Below are 16,546 nucleotides of genomic sequence, written 5' to 3' on the forward strand. Positions count from 1 at the left end.
GCCTGCGCGGAATTTTTCCACGGCATGACGTGTTTATACTCATAGGGAGCCTGCTGCCGTCGGCGCCGGGCTCCATTCTCTCCTTTCGTCGAGTGCCTGCCATGCGTCAGCTCTTGTTTCCCGTCGCCGCCTTGTTCCTCAGTGCCTGCACGACTACCCCCGTTCCACCGGCGGATCCGCAGCAAGCCTGGGTCGATTTCACCACGCCAACGCCGGGCTCCAAGCTGGTGATGGCGCAGCGTCTGGACGGCAAGAACCTGGATGACGGACGTTTCTTCCAATTTCCGCCCGGCCATCACGAATTGATGGTGCGCTTCGACTTTGAAGTCCCGGCGGGTGGCGGTTTGGGTGGGCTGAGCCAGATGATGTACCGCACCTGCTTCATGACCCTGGAATACGACCACTTCCAGGCCGGCCAGCGCTATGTGCTGGAAGGGCGTTCGTTGGCCTTCACACCCAATATCCGGTTGTATGACTCGGCGCGTCAGTTGCTCGCGGAGGAACGCAGCGTCAACTGCATCTGATCAGTCGTTGTTCTTCTGGTAGACGATGGCCTTGGTGCCATTCTCACAGCTGCCGACAACCATGGCGCTGTCGTGCTTGTCGGCTTCTTCCTTGCTGACGATCTCCAGGGTGTAGGACGGAACCGCATTAGCCTGGATCTTGACCTCGATCTCTTTCCTGAGCTCTTCACAGTCTTTTGGTGCGGCCACAGCCGATGTGGCCAATACACCGCAGATGATCGCCAAGGCAAAACGTTTCATGTTTGAAGCTCCCTAAATGCATTGCGCACGGGTGTGCGGCTAAGGCTGCATAGGCTATAGGACCACATCGGTGAAACACGAGTTCTGATTTAACGCATAACTAAATGTCGGAACGAACCTCTGTGGGAGCCGCGCTTGCCCGCGATGCAGTTGCCTCGGCTTCGCAGTGACTCCGAGGTGATGCTTTCGCAGGCAAGCCAGCTCCCACAGAAGCCGGCTGCTACAGGTTTAGCGGTGTCAGTTTACGAGCGTGGCATCCAGGCTGATTTTTGCATTCAACACCTTGGACACCGGGCACCCTTCCTTGGCCTTTTTGCTCAACTCATCGAACTGCGCCTGGCTTGCGCCCGGAATCTTGGCCTTGAGGATCAAGTGCACGGCGGTGATCGCAAAACCACCGTCGACCTGGTCCAGGGTCACTTCGGCCTGGGTGTCGATGCTGTCAGCCTTGAGCCCGGCATCGCCGAGAATCATGGAGAAGGCCATGGAGAAACAGCCGGCGTGGGCCGCCCCGATCAGTTCTTCCGGGTTGGTGCCCTTGCCACCCTCGAAACGCGCCTTGAAGCCGTAGGGCGCTTCACGTAGCACGCCGGTTTCCGTGGAAATGGAACCCAGACCAGTCTTCAGGTCACCTTCCCAATGCGCGGATGCTTTTTTCACGATACTCATAGCGGTCTCCTCGAACGGTGGTTTTGCGTCAGTAAGGGTTCTGAGAGTAGTCGGACTGGCAAAGTTCATCCTGTCGGAGAAACCTAGCAATACAGTAGGAATTTTCCTAGCGTGCTATTGAATCTCGGGTATATGCCCTCATTGCATAGGTATGCACATGAAGCGGCAGGTTTTGGTTCGTCTATAAAGCCTGCGGCCCCCTTGGAGAAGCAGGCTTATGAAATCGCTGTCCGACGTAAAGTTCTCGACCCTCGACCTGGTGCCCGTGCGGGCCAATGGCAGTCCGGCGCAGTCGCTGCGCAATTCCCTGGACCTGGCCCAACATGTGGAAAAGTTCGGCTACAACCGTTTCTGGGTGGCCGAACACCACAATATGGACGGCATCGCCAGCTCCGCGACCTCGGTGCTGCTGGGATACCTGGCCGGTGGCACTTCGACCATTCGCGTCGGTTCCGGCGGCGTGATGCTGCCCAACCACGCGCCCCTGGTGATCGCCGAGCAGTTCGGCACCCTGGAGAGTCTCTACCCTGGCCGTATCGACCTGGGCCTGGGCCGTGCGCCCGGCTCTGACCAAATGACCGCCCGCGCCCTGCGCCGTGAGCGTTCCGGCAGCGCCGATGAATTCCCGGAAGATGTCGCCGAGTTGATGGCCTACCTCGGCCCACGCACGCCCGATCAACGGATCATTGCCGTACCGGGTACCGGCACCAATGTGCCCGTGTGGCTGCTGGGCTCCAGTCTGTTCAGCGCACAGCTGGCTGGCGAGCGCGGCTTGCCCTACGCCTTCGCTTCGCACTTCGCACCCCGCCTGATGCATGAGGCAATTCGCGTGTACCGCAACCACTTCAAGCCATCAGCCGTGCTGGACAAACCCTACGTGATGCTCGGCATTCCGTTGGTGGCGGCGGACACCGATGAACAGGCCGACTACCTGGCCACCTCCGTGTATCAACGCATTCTGGCGCTGATGCGCGGGCAAAGCCTGGTGCAGCGCCCACCGGTCAAAACCATGGACGGCCTGTGGCTGCCCCATGAAAAAGACGCAGTGGGTAGCTTCCTCGGCCTGGCCATGGTCGGTAGCCCGGCGAAGATCCGCGCCAAACTGGAAGTGCTGATCGAGCAGACCGGCGCTGATGAGCTGATCTTTACCTGCGACCTGTACGAACACGCCGACCGGATTCATTCCTACGAGTTACTGGCGCAGTTGATGAAGGGCTAAAACCTTCAGGCGAAAAAAAACCGACGCACTTGCGTCGGTTTTTTATGTCTGCAACACGGGATTAACCGCGCTTGTAGGCAATTTCCTTGGTACCACCTTCGCAACTGCCGACCACTGTGTGATCGCTCGGCGCAGCGCCTTTTTCCACCACTTCCAGCGAATAACCCGAAGCGCCCTTGGCGTCGATTTTCGCTGCAATTTCGCTTTTCAGCTCTTCACAAGGCTTGCCCGCCGCCAGGGCTGTGCCTGCAATGCTCAACAAACCTACCGCTAACAGGAACTTCTTCATCCGTTACTTTCCTTGCGCTGATCTAATAGAGCGTGCCGACGCGCGTGGCGTCGGCACCCATTGGTTGTAGCGCAGGTTATGGCAATCGGCCAGTCGGCAAGTTCAACCGAGGTGATCAACTACTGGCAATACGGAACCCCACTTTGAGGGTGACTTGGAAGTGCGCCGCCTTGCCGTCCTTGATGTGACCACGGGTTTCAGTCACCTCGAACCATTCCAGGTGCTTGATGCTTTTGTTGGCTTCGGCCAAGGCATTGTTGATCGCGTCTTCAATGCTGGTGGCGGACGAGCCGACCAATTCGACTTTCTTGTAGGTGTGATGATCACTCATGGCAATTCTCCTAAGGGTCGTTAAGCAAGCGTAGCAGTCAATGTTCGTACTGCTTCTGGCGACCATTCCTACCCGAAAGTTCAGATTTACTGCACTTTCTGAAACGGCCGCAGTCGGTATCTACACACGCCACTCAATCATTTCAGGAGAGTCCACATGGCCAACACTTCTTTACGCAAAGCGTCGCTGGAAAGCATGGAAGCCGAGATTTCGAGCCTGCTCAAGTCCCTTGAGAGCCTCAAGGACGATGCGTCCGACGAGTCGCGCAAAACGCTGAAGGCCCTGAAAAGCAATGCCGAGAATGCCCTCAAGCACTCCCGTCATCTGATCAGCGATGCCTACGAAGAAAGCAAAGTCAAAATCCGCGAAACCGGTGTTGCAACCCGCGATTACGCACAAGAGCACCCATGGACCACAGCCGGCGTCGCTGTCGGTGCACTGGGCCTGCTGGCAGCCTACCTGCTGTGCAAACGCGGTGACTGATAGTTTTACCGGCCAGGCTGGCGCAACAGCTCAGCCTTGAGCCACTGCGCCAGTTGCCCGGCGCGCCCATCTGCGGCGCGCTTGGGTAGCCACAACGCCAGGTGCGCCGGGGTTTTGCTGAAACCCCACGGCGCCACCAGGCGACCCGCGCGCAGGTCCTCTGCCACCAGCGGTTCCGGCGCAATCGCTACACCCAATCCTGCTACCGCTGCCTCCAGCAAATAATACAAATGCTCGAACCCCTGGCCGTGTTTCAACGCGTCGGGCGCGATGCCGTGTTGCTGCGCCCAACTGGGCCAGGCTTGCGGGCGAGACGTGGTATGTAACAACGCTTCATCACACAAGGCCTGGGCGGGTGCCTGGCGCAAGCGCTCGTAGCCGGCAAACCGTGGGCTCATCACCGGGCCGATGCGTTCACTGGCCAATTCATACACCTGCATGTCGGCGGGCCAGGGTGGCTCGGCAAACACCAGCAGGGCATCCAGTCCTGGACGGCGAGGATCGAGATCACCGTCACCCGCCGACAGGTGCAGGCGCAGGTCCGGCAGGTCCGCGTTCAAACGGCCCAGGCGCGGGATCAACCAACGCGCCAGCAAACTGCCCGAACAGCCAAGCACGAAAGGTGCATCGGCACCGGCCTGGGTCAGCTCTGCACACACATCCCGCAACCGCTCGAACGCTTCGGCACTGGCATCGCGCAGGCGAACACCGGAATCTGTGAGTTTAAGGCCGCGTCCATCCTTGACGAACAAACTCACCCCCAAGTGCTCCTCCAACACCTTCAACTGTCGGCTGACGGCGCCGTGGGTCACGTGCAACTGCTCGGCGGCCTGGCTGACGCTGTTCAGCCGCGCGGTGGCTTCAAAAGCGCGCAAGGCATTGAGGGGAGGAAGGTCTCGGCTCATCTGTGAGTTTTCCTGACAGGTTTCGGCGATCTTATCGGTTTTCAGCACCGCATGTGAGGGGTAGAGTGGCCGTCATTGCCTCTCACACGAATTATTTCCTGGAGCGCCCCATGACTCAGTCCCAGACCGATCTGCGCAACGGCCCTGACGCCAACGGCCTGTTTGGCGCGTTCGGCGGCCGCTACGTCGCTGAAACCCTGATGCCGTTGATCCTCGACCTGGCCCGCGAATACGAAGCGGCCAAGGAAGATCCTGCATTCAAAGAAGAATTGGCCTACTTCCAACGCGATTATGTCGGTCGTCCAAGCCCGCTGTATTTCGCCGAGCGCCTGACCGAGTTCTGCGGCGGCGCCAAGATCTACCTCAAGCGCGAAGAGCTGAACCACACCGGCGCGCACAAGATCAACAACTGCATCGGCCAGATCCTGCTGGCCCGGCGCATGGGCAAGAAACGCATCATCGCCGAGACCGGCGCCGGCATGCACGGCGTAGCCACTGCCACCGTGGCTGCACGCTTCGGCCTGCAATGCGTGATCTACATGGGCACCACCGACATCGAGCGCCAGCAGGCCAACGTGTTCCGCATGAAGCTGCTGGGCGCTGAAGTGATCCCGGTGGTGGCCGGCACCGGCACCCTGAAAGACGCGATGAACGAAGCCCTGCGTGACTGGGTGACCAACGTCGACAGCACCTTCTACCTGATCGGCACCGTGGCCGGCCCGCACCCGTACCCTGCGATGGTGCGCGACTTCCAAGCCGTGATCGGCAAGGAAACCCGCGACCAGTTGCAAGCCCAGGAAGGCCGCCTGCCGGACAGCCTGGTGGCGTGCATCGGCGGTGGCTCCAACGCCATGGGCCTGTTCCACCCATTCCTGGATGACACCAGCGTCGAGATCATCGGCGTGGAAGCCGCCGGCCACGGCATCGAGACCGGCAAGCACGCCGCCAGCCTCAACGGCGGGGTACCCGGCGTACTGCACGGCAACCGTACCTTCCTGCTGCAGGACGACGATGGCCAGATCATCGACGCCCACTCCATCTCTGCTGGCCTGGATTACCCCGGCATCGGCCCGGAACACGCGTGGTTGCATGACATCGGGCGCGTCCAATACACCTCGGTGACCGACGACGAAGCCCTCGACGCCTTCCACAAGTGCTGCCGCCTGGAAGGCATCATTCCTGCCCTGGAAAGCGCCCACGCCCTGGCCGAAGTGTTCAAACGCGCACCGACCCTGCCGAAGGATCACCTGATGGTGGTTAACCTGTCTGGCCGTGGCGACAAAGACATGCAGACCGTGATGCACCACATGGAAACCGCCAAGCAGGAGAAACACTGATGAGCCGCCTGCAAACCCGCTTCGCACAGCTTAAAGAACAAAACCGCGCCGCCCTGGTGACCTTCGTCACCGCCGGCGACCCGGGTTATGACACCTCCCTGGCGATCCTCAAGGGCTTGCCAGCCGCTGGCGCCGACGTGATCGAGTTGGGCATGCCCTTCACCGATCCAATGGCGGACGGCCCGGCCATCCAACTGGCCAACATCCGCGCGCTGGAAGCCAAGCAGAACCTGCTGAAAACCCTGCAGATGGTCCGTGAGTTCCGCAAGGACAACCACGACACGCCGCTGGTGCTGATGGGCTACTTCAACCCGATTCACAAATACGGCGTGCCGGCATTTATTGCCGATGCCAAGGAAGCCGGGGTCGACGGCCTGATCGTGGTCGACATGCCGCCCGAACATAACGGCGAACTGTGCGACCCGGCCCAGGCCGCTGGCATCGACTTTATCCGCCTGACCACGCCGACCACTGACGATGTGCGCTTGCCGACAGTGCTGAATGGCAGCTCCGGTTTTGTGTACTACGTGTCAGTAGCCGGTGTGACCGGTGCTGGCGCCGCAACCCTGGAGCACGTCGAAGAAGCCGTGACCCGCCTGCGTCGCCATACCGACCTGCCGATCAGTATCGGTTTTGGTATCCGCACCCCGGAACAAGCGGCGGCCATCGCCCGCCTGGCTGACGGTGTCGTCGTAGGTTCGGCACTGATCGACCATATCGCCAATGCCAAGAATGACCAGCAAGCCATCGACGGCGTGTTGGGCCTGTGTGCGGCATTGTCGGAAGGCGTTCGTAACGCGCGTAAGTAAGGGCCCCGTAAGCAGTAGGTAAAGTTCCTGATACAGAGGAATCAACCCGCTCGGGCACGGCCTAAACAGCAAGACCAAGGGATTTCGAACCTCGTTCGAAATCCCTTTTTTGCTTGTGTGCCCCGAGGAATACCCGATGAAAATGCCTAAATCCGTGATTGCAGGCCTTGGCGTGCTGGTGCTTGGCGCCAGTGCCCTGGTGCAGGCCGCGCCGTATGACCAAGGCGGCCCCGACCGTGGCGGCCCGCAAGGCCAGCACGAACAACGTGGCGACGACCATCGCGGCCCGCAGGACAACCGTCGCGGCGGCCCACCCGAGGACTTCGGCCCGGTCCGACAGATCATCCATGACAACCACGGCCAGTTTTCACGTGGCGCGCCACCGCCACCCAACGTACGGCTGGTGCGCGGCCAGCCGATGCCCCGTGGTTACTACGGCGAACGCCTCGACAACCGCGCCCTCGCACGCCTGCCGGTGTACCCAGGTTATGAGTGGCGCCGTTCGGGGCCGGATGTGGTGCTGATCGCAGTGGGAACAGGCATCGTCTACGAGATCCTCGACGGCGTACTCAACTAACCCCCCAGCGCCTTCACCTTTTCCGCTAGGCTTGAGGGTGGACATTGCGTCCTCCCTCAACGCACTTCATGCCTATTGCCGTCTAACCGCCTGCGCAAGCCCCGCATTCCTTGCCCTCCCGGTCGTTAAGTTAGCCGCATCAGAAGTCATTCTTGGCTCTTTGGAGTACATCATGGCATTTGATCTCATTACCGCTGCGGACCGTCGTCATTCAACGCTGCAAAAAGGTTTCAACCTGCGCTGGCCGCTGGGCAATGTGCAGGGTGAATCGTCGTCGAACGGCGCCAACTTGATTTATCTCTGTTACAGCCCCCAGGACATCATCGACGCCGCCGCCCAGGCGTTGGCGATCCCCGATGGCCGGATTACGGTGCGCAGCGGTGGCCACTGCTATGAGGGTTTTGTCGCGAACAAGATGCCCGACAGTCCCAACGAAGTGCTCTCGATCATCGATATCAGCCAACTGAACCAAGTGGTCTACGACGCCACGGGGCAGATCGCCTCACAACTGGTGCCCGCCTCGCCTCATCGCTACAGCTACCGCCTGGAAGCGGGCGGCCAGAACTGGGATGCCTATGTGGCGCTGTACAAACTGGCCAACACGAGCCTGCCCGGAGGCTCGTGCTATTCGGTCGGGCTGGGTGGCCATATTTGCGGCGGTGGCTACGGGGTGCTGTCACGCAAGGATGGCCTGGTGTGCGATTGGTTGAGCGGCGTCGACATACTGGTGCCGAACGACCAGGGCAACGGCCTGGTCCCTGTGCATGTCGCCCGCAACAGCGCCCAACAGGACGAACTGGATCTGTTCGCCGCCTGCTGCGGCGCAGGCGGCGGGCAGTTCGGGATTATCACCAGTTACTACTTCGAACGTTTGCCACAAGCCCCCAAGGAAGTGCTGTGGCTGGTACTGGAATGGGACTGGTCCCTGCTGACCAAGCCAGCCCTCGACAGATTGCTGGCGGCCTATCAGGACTGGTTTGCCCGCAACCAGGCCAACCCGGACACCTGGGGCCTGGCGACCAAACTGGAGATGCGCCATCAGAACACTGGCAACGTCACGATGGACGTTCATTACGTGGACAAGCAGGGCGAGTTGAATGATCAAGCGCCCTTTGAAGACTTTGTCAGGTCGATGCTCAATGCAATCGGCATTCCTGCCACCGAATGCCTGAGTCCTTCCCCAACGACCCACCTGCCACGCAGCAATCCGCCAGGGCCGACGATCAATTCACTGGCGTCTGCCCTGGCGGCGACCCGTCGAATGGATTGGCTGCATTGCCAGCAGACACTCAACGGCTCAGGGCCCAACCAGCGTGGCCGGTATAAGTCGGCCTACCAGAAGGGTATTTTCACCGCCACTGTGCTGCAGGCGATCTGGGACACGCTGACGTGGGACGATCCCGATAAACGGCTGACTCAAAGCCTGATCCAGATCCAGTCCTTCGGTGGGCAAATCAATCAGGCCAGCGCCGCCGTGCGGCGGGAATCATCGGTTGCACAGCGTTCGTCCTACTTGAAGTGGCAACCACAATGCTACTGGCGTGACGAAAGCAGCGCTTCGGATCAAGCCCATGCGCAATGGATCCAGGGACTGTTTTTCGCGGCATTCGCCAATGACAACGGCGTTCCGGTCAATGCCCAGTTCGAAGGGTGCTACATCAATTACCCCGACCGCGACATGCTGTTTATCGACGGCGACCCCAGCAAGGGACCCAACCCGCAGTGGTACAAGATCTTCTTCCCCGACCTCATGATTGAAAGCCGCCTGCGCCGCACCAAGCAGCGCTGGGACCCGCTGAATGTGTTCCGTAACGAGATGTCGGTGCCCTGAGCCGAAATGAAAAAGGGCGACCGCAAGGTCGCCCGTTTTTACAACTCGATCCGCTCGACTTTACCGACCAGCAACACGTAGGAAAGCGCCCCGAGCAAGGCCAGCACCGCGATATAGGTAATCGCCGGCGCAAACGAATCACCGCTGGCCAAAAAGCCGATCACAATCGGCGTGGCAATCGCCGACAGGTTGCCGATGAAGTTGAACACCCCACCGGTCAGCCCCAACAGACGCGCCGGTGCCAGGGTCGACACCAGCGACCAGGTAATCGACGCCAGGCCATTGCCAAAGAACGCCACCGCCAGGAACGCAATCACCCAGGCCGTCGAGTCAACATAGTTGGCGCCTATGATCGCCGTGGAAATCAGCAGCCCGCCAATGATCGGCAACTTGCGCGCAAACCCCACCGACGCGCCGCGACGAATCAGCCAGTCGGAAAAGATCCCGGAACACAGCACGCCGACAAACGCCGCCAGGAACGGCAACGATGCCAGCAGGCCGGATTTGATGAAGTCCATCCCGCGATATTTCACCAGGTAGGTGGGGAACCACGTCAGGAAAAACCACAGCGTGGAGTTCAAGCAGAACTGCCCCAGGTAGATGCCCCAGAGTTTGCGCTTGCTCAGCACGATCCCCAGGTCGACCCAGCTGAACGGGGCCTTGGCGGTTTTTTCCTGCATGTCCACCAGGCCGCCGCCTTCGCGGATCAGCTCGATTTCAGCGGCGTTGGCGCCTTTGAAATCCTTCGGCTCGCGATACACCGCGTACCAGATGATCCCCCACAGGATGCCAACGCCACCGGTGACGACAAACACCATGTGCCAGCCGAAGGCGTGTTGCAGCCAAGCCAGTACCGGCGTGAGGAATGCCAGCCCGACAAACTGCCCGGAGGTGTAGAAGCCAATCGCCGTGGCGCGTTCGCGCTCGGGAAACCAGGTGGTGACCACGCGGCTGTTGATCGGATACGCCGGGGCTTCCAGGGCCCCCACCGCCATGCGCAGCACGAACAACGCAATAAAGCTGGCAGCGAAGCCGAGCATCACGGTGGCGATGGACCACAAGATCAGTGCGACGGTATAGAGAATGCGCGGCGGCACGCGATCAACCAGCCAGCCGCCGGGGATCTGCATGGCGGCGTAGGTCCAGCCGAACGCGGAGAAAATCAGCCCGACGTGCACTGAGTCGATGCCCAGTTCGCTGGTCAGTGCCGGGGCGGCGATGGACAGGTTGCTGCGGTCGAGGTAGTTGATCACCACGGTGATAAACAGCAGCACCATGATGAAGAAACGCTTTCTGGTAGGCGTGACTAAAGATGCCTGCCCGGTGAAGGATTCAGGGTGCATGGGGGGTGCCTCTTCTTATGTTTGTTGAGGACAAGTCTTACTGAAGGAACCGGATCTAAATGTGGGAGCTGGCTTGCCTGCGAAGACCGTGTATCAGTGCCAGCGATGCAAGCTGACCCACCGCCTTCGCAGGCAAGCCAGCTCCCACATTTTTTACCGCGTTCCTTCAGAGGACTATTACCACTCGGCGAAGCTGCCGTCGGCATGCCGCCAGATCGGGTTGCGCCAGCGGTGACCAATGGCAGCGCGTTCGATCACGTATTCTTCGTTGATCTCGATGCCCAGGCCCGGTCCGTTGGGAATCTTCACGAAGCCTTGGTCGTAGTCGAACACGCCCGGATCGCGCACATAGTCGAGCAAGTCATTGCTCTCGTTATAGTGAATGCCCAGGCTTTGCTCCTGGATAAACGCGTTGTAGCAGACCGCATCCAGTTGCAAACACGCCGCCAGGGCAATCGGACCCAGCGGGCAGTGCAGTGCCAGGGCCACGTCATAGGCCTCGGCCATGTTGGCGATCTTGCGGGTTTCGGTGATGCCACCCGCGTGGGAAGCATCGGGCTGGATGATGTCGACATAGCCTTCGCTGAGCACACGCTTGAAGTCCCAGCGCGAGAACAGGCGCTCGCCCAGGGCAATCGGGGTGCTGGTCAGCGGCGCGAGTTCCTTGAGCGCTTCGTAGTTTTCGCTGAGCACCGGCTCTTCGATAAACATCAGCTTGTAGGGGTCCAGCTCCTTCATCAGCACCTTGGCCATGGGCTTGTGCACGCGGCCATGGAAGTCGACGCCGATGCCGACGTTGGGTCCGACCGCATCACGCACGGCGGCGACGTTGGCCAGGGCCAGGTCGACCTTTTCGAAGCTGTCGACGAACTGCAGCTCTTCGGTGCCGTTCATTTTTACCGCCGTGAAGCCTCGGGCTACGGCCTCTTTGGCGGCGCGGGCGGTGTCTGCGGGGCGGTCGCCGCCGATCCATGAGTACACGCGGATCTTGTCGCGCACCTGGCCACCGAGCAAGTCGCTGACGGAAACACCGAGGGCCTTGCCCTTGATGTCCCACAACGCCTGGTCGATACCAGCGAGGGCGCTCATGTGCACGGCGCCGCCGCGATAAAAGCCGCCGCGATAGAGCACGGTCCAGATGTCTTCGATATTGCGTGGGTCTTTGCCGATCAGGTAATCGGACAGTTCTTCAACGGCAGCCGCCACGGTGTGAGCGCGGCCTTCGACCACGGGCTCACCCCAGCCGGTCACGCCCTGGTCGGTCTCGACCTTGAGGAAGCACCAGCGCGGCGGGACGATAAAGGTCGTCAGTTTGGTGATTTTCATCTCTTGTCTCTCTTATAGATGCAGCGCCAGGGGCGCGAAACTTGATGTCAGCTCAGGGCTTTCCAGGCGGCGACATAAGCCTGGGCGCGGCTCGCTACCTGATCCACGGTCATACCCGGTTTGAACAACCCGGAACCCAGCCCGAAACCTTTGGCGCCGGCGTCGGTGAACACCTGCATGTTGTCCGGGGTAATGCCACCCACCGGCAGCAGCAAAGTGCCTGCCGGCAATACCGCCAGCCACGCCTTGATCACCGCCGGGCCCATCTGCTCGGCCGGGAAGAGCTTCAAAACGTCGGCGCCTTCGGCCAGTGCGGCGAAGGCTTCGGTTGGCGTCGCCACACCCGGCGACAGGAACAGGCCTGCGGCTTTGGCGGCGCGCAACACCTTGGCATCGCTGTGAGGCATTACGATTACCTGACCACCGGCTGCCTTCACCTGCTCGACTTGCTCAGGCGTCAACACCGTACCGGCACCGATCAGGCAATCGGCGGGCAGGCTGTCGCGCAGGGTGCGGATGCTGGTGTAAGGGTCAGGCGAATTGAGCGGGACTTCGATTACACGAAACCCGGCCTGGTACAGCACCTGGCCGACGGCGTGGGCCTCGTCCGGGCGAATGCCACGCAGAATGGCGATCAAACCGTTTTGTGCGAGCGCTTGCTTGAGCATGTCAGGCTTCCGATACAGGTTGAGTGAGCCCGGCCGCTACGGCCAGTTGCCACAGGCCACGCTCGGTGGCTTCTTGTGCCAGGCTGACGTGGGCAAAGCCGCAAAGGGCGAGGGCGCGTTGATAGCGGGCGCAGAGGGGAGCGGCGCCGACCAGGACGATCGGCTGGTGTTTTGCGCTGTCGGGCAAGCCGGCGAGTTCATGGCCGATGAGCAAGCCCGAGAGGTAATCGGGCTGCTGGTCAGGAGCGAGTTCCCCGGTGAGTCCCAGGGTGCGTGCGCTGAACAGGGTCGACAGCACACCGCGCTGGCCGTCCTCTGACAGCGCCACCTGCACGCCTCGGTCAAAGGCGTCGGCCTGGAATCGTTCGCTGGGTTGCTGGGTGCGCCCGAGGATGCTGTGCTTGCTCAGCACCGCGAACAGCTCGCCGGTCATGAAGGTGTCGAAGTGGGTGATGCAGCCCTCGGCCACCTCGACCCACTTGGAATGGCTGCCGGGCAGGCCGATCAACCCATCCGCGCCCAGCCCTTGCAGCACGCCCAATACTTGGGTTTCTTCGCCGCGCATCACGTTGGGCAAGCCAACGTGCTCAATCACGCCCGGCACGATATTCACATCGACCCCACGCAAACTGCGCACGCGGTGCAGGGCCTGGCCCAGGCTCGCCACGTCGACCGGGGTGTTGCGATAGGCCGCTTCGCTCCAGCCCTGGGCGCTGCCGACCATGCCGCAGGCGATCACCGGCAGGTTTGGCGCGGCGTCGAGCCAATCGCCGCAGGCCGCATCGAACGCCAACTCGAAGCCATCGCTGCAGCGCACGCCGGCGATGTCCCGCGGCTCGCTGGGCAAATGCATGATGCCCCACCCCAGCGAGCGCTGTTCGAGCACCACGCCTGCGTGGCCGAGTTTATAAGCACGAAGGGAGCTGGTCCCCCAATCGAGCGCGATCAATTGCGCCTGCATCGCTTCACCTGAGTTCTGAGCGGATGCAGCGAATATAAACCTATGGGCGAGAAAGTCTCAATATATAAATATTGATCCCATATTTAGGGATATAGTTTAGGAAAAGGCTGACAAGTCCAGCTCCCGCATCGCACCCATCCAGACCGCATAGTCGGTGTGATCCTTCAGGTCATCGCCCGTATCGGGGTGCAGGAACACCACCAGCCCATTGCGATGGATCACCAGCCACGGCAGCACAACGCCGATGTATTCCGGCTCGAACGCCAGCTGGCAGCTCCAGTCTGGGTGCGGGCCCACCGGGCGTTCATGCACACGGCCCATGCGCAGTGGGAAGAGTTTGGCGGCGTCTTCGCACAAGGTGCGCGCCTGGTCGATCGTGTGTGCGTCGAAGTAGATATGGGCGTGGTAGCCCTTGATACGTTGCATAGCGGACTCCGGATCCAATATGCGCCAGATGCTAGACCGCAATGGACGGCAGGGCCAGCCCGGTCAAGGACTGCGCGCTGCTGGCTTGCTCGGCCACCAGCCAGTCAACGAAACGCTCGACCAATTGCCCCCGACGTTTGCGCTGGGGTTGCACCACGTAATAGCCAAAGCGCGAGATCACCGTGTCGCTGACCGGCCGGCATAACCAGCCCTGTTCCAGCAGGTTATCCACAAGGTGCCGCCAGCCGATAGCCACGCCCTGGCCGGCAATCGCCGCCTGAATGAGTAGGGTGTAGTTGTCGAAACGCAGTTGGCCGGGCGTTGGCGCGCTGGCGATGCCCAGCTCACGGAATACGCCGCTCCAGTCGAACCACTGGCTGTTGTTTTCCTGACGCAGGTGCAACAAGGGAAAATCGTGCAAATTTTGTACAGACAGTGGGCTGGCCTGTGCCTGGAGCCATTGCGGGCTGCACACCGGGAACACTTCCTCGTTGAATAGCCACAGGCTGTCACCTTGCTTGAAACGACCGTCGCCAAACAGCACCGCTACGTCGATGTCGCTGCGCAAGGTCGCGTGGTTGCGTTCGCTGGTGACCAGGCTCACATCCACCTGGGGGTTCGCCGCGTGAAAGCGATGCAGGCGCGGCATCAGCCAATAGGCAGCGAAGGCGAAGTCGGTGGCCACTTGCAGCACTTCGTGCTGATCTTGCTGGGTGATCGCGCTGAGGCCCGCGTTGATGGCCTGCAAACCGCCCTGCACATGCTCGAACAGCAGGGCGCCAGCGTCGGTGAGTTCGATGCCACGGTAGATGCGATCAAACAGACGGATCGCCAGTTGCTCTTCCAAGCGCTTGATCTGCTGGCTGATCGCAGGCTGGGTGGTGCCCAGCTCCATCGCGGCGGCGGTAAAGCTGCGATGACGGGCTGCCGCTTCAAAGGCGCGCAGCAGGTCGAGGGACAGGTCACCGAGGGCTTCATACATAAGCTGTGCTTATCCTAGACATTGCTTTTCATGGGCTTTACCCCATTTTCCATGGGCTGCATTCTCATTCGCATAAACACCGCCTATGGAATGCCGATAGATCATGAAGCGCAAGAACATTCTTTTCATCATGGCCGACCAAATGGCCGCACCCCTGCTTCCGTTCTACGGTCCTTCGCCGATCAAGCTGCCCAACCTGAGCCGCCTTGCCGCGCAAGGCGTTGTGTTCGATGCCGCCTATTGCAACAGCCCGCTGTGCGCACCGTCGCGCTTCACCCTGGTGAGCGGGCAATTGCCGAGCAAGATTGGCGCCTACGACAACGCCGCCGATTTCCCCGCCGATGTGCCAACCTACGCCCACTACCTGCGTCGCCTCGGCTACCGCACCGCACTGTCGGGCAAGATGCACTTCTGCGGCCCCGATCAACTGCACGGTTACGAAGAGCGCCTGACCAGTGACATCTACCCCGCCGACTATGGCTGGGCGGTGAACTGGGACGAGCCGGACATGCGCCCCTCCTGGTACCACAACATGTCGTCGGTGCTGCAAGCCGGGCCATGCGTGCGCACCAACCAGCTGGATTTCGACGAAGAGGTGGTGTTCAAGGCCCAGCAATACCTGTTCGACCATATCCGTGAAGACGGCGACCAGCCGTTTTGCCTGACCGTGTCGATGACCCACCCCCATGACCCGTACACCATTCCCAAGCCGTTCTGGGACCTGTACGACGACGCCGACATCCCTTTGCCGACGACCCCTGCGCAAGGCGATCTCGACCCCCACTCCCGGCGCCTGCTCAAGGTCTATGACCTGTGGGACAAGCCGCTGCCTGTGGATAAGATCCGCGACGCACGCCGTGCCTATTTCGGCGCGTGCAGCTACATCGACAGTAATGTCGGCAAGCTGCTGCAGACCCTGGAAGATACCGGCCTGGCCGATGACACCCTCATCATCTTCTCCGGCGACCACGGCGACATGCTCGGCGAGCGGGGCCTCTGGTACAAAATGCACTGGTTTGAAATGGCCGCCCGCGTACCGCTGCTGATCAGTGCGCCAGGGCAATTCGCGGCGGGCCGCGTCAGCAAAGCCGTGTCCACCGCCGACTTGTTGCCGACCCTGGTTGAACTGGCCGGCGGCGAGTTGGACCCGCGCCTGCCGCTGGACGGCCGCTCGCTGGTTCCGCACTTGCAAGGGCAGGGCGGGCACGACGAAGTGTTCGGCGAATACATGGCTGAAGGCACCACCGGCCCGCTGATGATGATTCGCCGTGGCGCCTACAAATTCATCTACAGCGAAGACGACCCTTGTCTACTGTTCGATGTACACAACGACCCTCGGGAGCAGGAAGACCTCAGCCAGTCGCCGCAGCATCAGGCACTGTTTGCAGCCTTCCTGGACGAGGCGCGGGCCAAATGGGACATCCCGGCGATCCACCAACAGGTGCTCGCCAGCCAACGCCGCCGCCGTCTGGTGTTTGACGCACTGACCCAGGGCAAGCTGAAGAGCTGGGATCACCAGCCACTGGTGGACGCCAGTCAGCAATACATGCGCAACCATATCGACCTCGACGACCTGGAGCGCAAGGCACGTTATCCACAACCCTGCCAAAACCAATAACACTGAGG

The 16,546-nt window shown here is 61.0% G+C and carries 19 protein-coding genes; 8 read left to right on the forward strand and 11 right to left on the reverse strand.

What is annotated here, in order from left to right:
* The first annotated feature begins 101 nt into the window (after positions 1–101).
* A complete protein-coding gene (locus CWC48_RS10335; protein ID WP_078046227.1) occupies positions 102–524 on the forward strand; it encodes a hypothetical protein in 423 nt (140 codons plus the stop codon).
* Here CWC48_RS10335 and CWC48_RS10340 read toward each other — a convergent pair whose 3' ends face one another.
* Positions 525–764, reverse strand: coding sequence for a DUF1161 domain-containing protein (locus CWC48_RS10340; protein WP_010207769.1), 240 nt, complete (start codon positions 762–764; stop codon positions 525–527). It lies immediately after the preceding gene.
* A 237-nt stretch (positions 765–1,001) separates the two neighbouring features.
* Positions 1,002–1,433 carry an OsmC family protein gene (locus CWC48_RS10345; protein WP_010207768.1) on the reverse strand — a complete coding sequence of 144 codons (432 nt, stop codon included), beginning with the start codon at positions 1,431–1,433 and terminating at the stop codon, positions 1,002–1,004.
* Positions 1,434–1,650: 217 nt separating this feature from the next.
* Between CWC48_RS10345 and CWC48_RS10350 the strand changes: the two genes are divergently transcribed.
* Entirely contained in the window at positions 1,651–2,652 is a 1,002-nt protein-coding gene (locus CWC48_RS10350) for an LLM class flavin-dependent oxidoreductase (RefSeq protein WP_099493303.1), read from the forward strand.
* A 61-nt stretch (positions 2,653–2,713) separates the two neighbouring features.
* Here CWC48_RS10350 and CWC48_RS10355 read toward each other — a convergent pair whose 3' ends face one another.
* A complete protein-coding gene (locus tag CWC48_RS10355; RefSeq protein ID WP_078046225.1) occupies positions 2,714–2,941 on the reverse strand; it encodes a DUF1161 domain-containing protein in 228 nt (75 codons plus the stop codon).
* A gap of 115 nt (positions 2,942–3,056) precedes the next feature.
* Positions 3,057–3,272, reverse strand: coding sequence for a dodecin (locus CWC48_RS10360; protein ID WP_003187305.1), 216 nt, complete (start codon positions 3,270–3,272; stop codon positions 3,057–3,059).
* A 156-nt stretch (positions 3,273–3,428) separates the two neighbouring features.
* On the opposite strand from CWC48_RS10360, the gene CWC48_RS10365 reads away from it, so the two are divergent.
* Entirely contained in the window at positions 3,429–3,755 is a 327-nt protein-coding gene (locus CWC48_RS10365) for a YqjD family protein (RefSeq protein WP_003170746.1), read from the forward strand.
* A 5-nt stretch (positions 3,756–3,760) separates the two neighbouring features.
* On the opposite strand, the gene CWC48_RS10370 is transcribed toward CWC48_RS10365, so the two are convergent.
* On the reverse strand, positions 3,761–4,660 hold the full coding sequence (locus tag CWC48_RS10370; RefSeq protein ID WP_078046224.1) for a LysR family transcriptional regulator: 900 nt from the start codon (positions 4,658–4,660) through the stop codon (positions 3,761–3,763).
* A 110-nt stretch (positions 4,661–4,770) separates the two neighbouring features.
* Here CWC48_RS10370 and trpB point away from each other — a divergent pair, with 110 nt between their 5' ends.
* From trpB to CWC48_RS10390, 4 genes are all read left to right on the forward strand, one after another.
* On the forward strand, positions 4,771–5,997 hold the full coding sequence (trpB, locus tag CWC48_RS10375) for a tryptophan synthase subunit beta (RefSeq protein WP_078046223.1): 1,227 nt from the start codon (positions 4,771–4,773) through the stop codon (positions 5,995–5,997).
* On the forward strand, positions 5,997–6,806 hold the full coding sequence (gene trpA / locus CWC48_RS10380) for a tryptophan synthase subunit alpha (protein WP_100491820.1): 810 nt from the start codon (positions 5,997–5,999) through the stop codon (positions 6,804–6,806). Before trpB ends, trpA begins: the two co-directional genes overlap by 1 nt.
* 136 nt (positions 6,807–6,942) lie before the next feature.
* Entirely contained in the window at positions 6,943–7,383 is a 441-nt protein-coding gene (locus tag CWC48_RS10385; RefSeq protein WP_100491821.1) for an anti-virulence regulator CigR family protein, read from the forward strand.
* A 172-nt stretch (positions 7,384–7,555) separates the two neighbouring features.
* Positions 7,556–9,214 carry a BBE domain-containing protein gene (locus tag CWC48_RS10390; protein ID WP_100491822.1) on the forward strand — a complete coding sequence of 553 codons (1,659 nt, stop codon included), beginning with the start codon at positions 7,556–7,558 and terminating at the stop codon, positions 9,212–9,214.
* A gap of 38 nt (positions 9,215–9,252) precedes the next feature.
* Here the strand turns inward: CWC48_RS10390 and CWC48_RS10395 are convergent, their stop codons facing one another.
* From CWC48_RS10395 to CWC48_RS10420, 6 genes are all read right to left on the reverse strand, one after another.
* Positions 9,253–10,557, reverse strand: coding sequence for an MFS transporter (locus tag CWC48_RS10395; RefSeq protein ID WP_100491823.1), 1,305 nt, complete (start codon positions 10,555–10,557; stop codon positions 9,253–9,255).
* A gap of 177 nt (positions 10,558–10,734) precedes the next feature.
* Positions 10,735–11,883: a galactonate dehydratase gene (dgoD, locus tag CWC48_RS10400; RefSeq protein WP_003170741.1), complete on the reverse strand. Its 1,149-nt coding sequence runs from the start codon at positions 11,881–11,883 to the stop codon at positions 10,735–10,737.
* Positions 11,884–11,930: 47 nt separating this feature from the next.
* Positions 11,931–12,551: a 2-dehydro-3-deoxy-6-phosphogalactonate aldolase gene (locus tag CWC48_RS10405; RefSeq protein ID WP_100491824.1), complete on the reverse strand. Its 621-nt coding sequence runs from the start codon at positions 12,549–12,551 to the stop codon at positions 11,931–11,933.
* A gap of 1 nt (position 12,552) precedes the next feature.
* Positions 12,553–13,512 (reverse strand): 2-dehydro-3-deoxygalactonokinase, encoded by a 960-nt coding sequence (locus CWC48_RS10410; RefSeq protein ID WP_100491825.1) that lies wholly within the window; start codon positions 13,510–13,512, stop codon positions 12,553–12,555.
* Between the two features lie 96 nt (positions 13,513–13,608).
* On the reverse strand, positions 13,609–13,938 hold the full coding sequence (locus CWC48_RS10415; RefSeq protein ID WP_078046216.1) for a DOPA 4,5-dioxygenase family protein: 330 nt from the start codon (positions 13,936–13,938) through the stop codon (positions 13,609–13,611).
* 31 nt (positions 13,939–13,969) lie between these two features.
* Positions 13,970–14,920, reverse strand: coding sequence for a LysR family transcriptional regulator (locus CWC48_RS10420; RefSeq protein WP_100491826.1), 951 nt, complete (start codon positions 14,918–14,920; stop codon positions 13,970–13,972).
* Between the two features lie 103 nt (positions 14,921–15,023).
* Here CWC48_RS10420 and betC point away from each other — a divergent pair, with 103 nt between their 5' ends.
* A complete protein-coding gene (gene betC / locus CWC48_RS10425; RefSeq protein ID WP_100491827.1) occupies positions 15,024–16,538 on the forward strand; it encodes a choline-sulfatase in 1,515 nt (504 codons plus the stop codon).
* The last annotated feature ends 8 nt before the right edge of the window (positions 16,539–16,546 follow it).

It is taken from the genome of Pseudomonas sp. S10E 269, assembly GCF_002798465.1.
Taxonomy (GTDB): Bacteria; Pseudomonadota; Gammaproteobacteria; order Pseudomonadales; family Pseudomonadaceae; genus Aquipseudomonas; species Aquipseudomonas pergaminensis.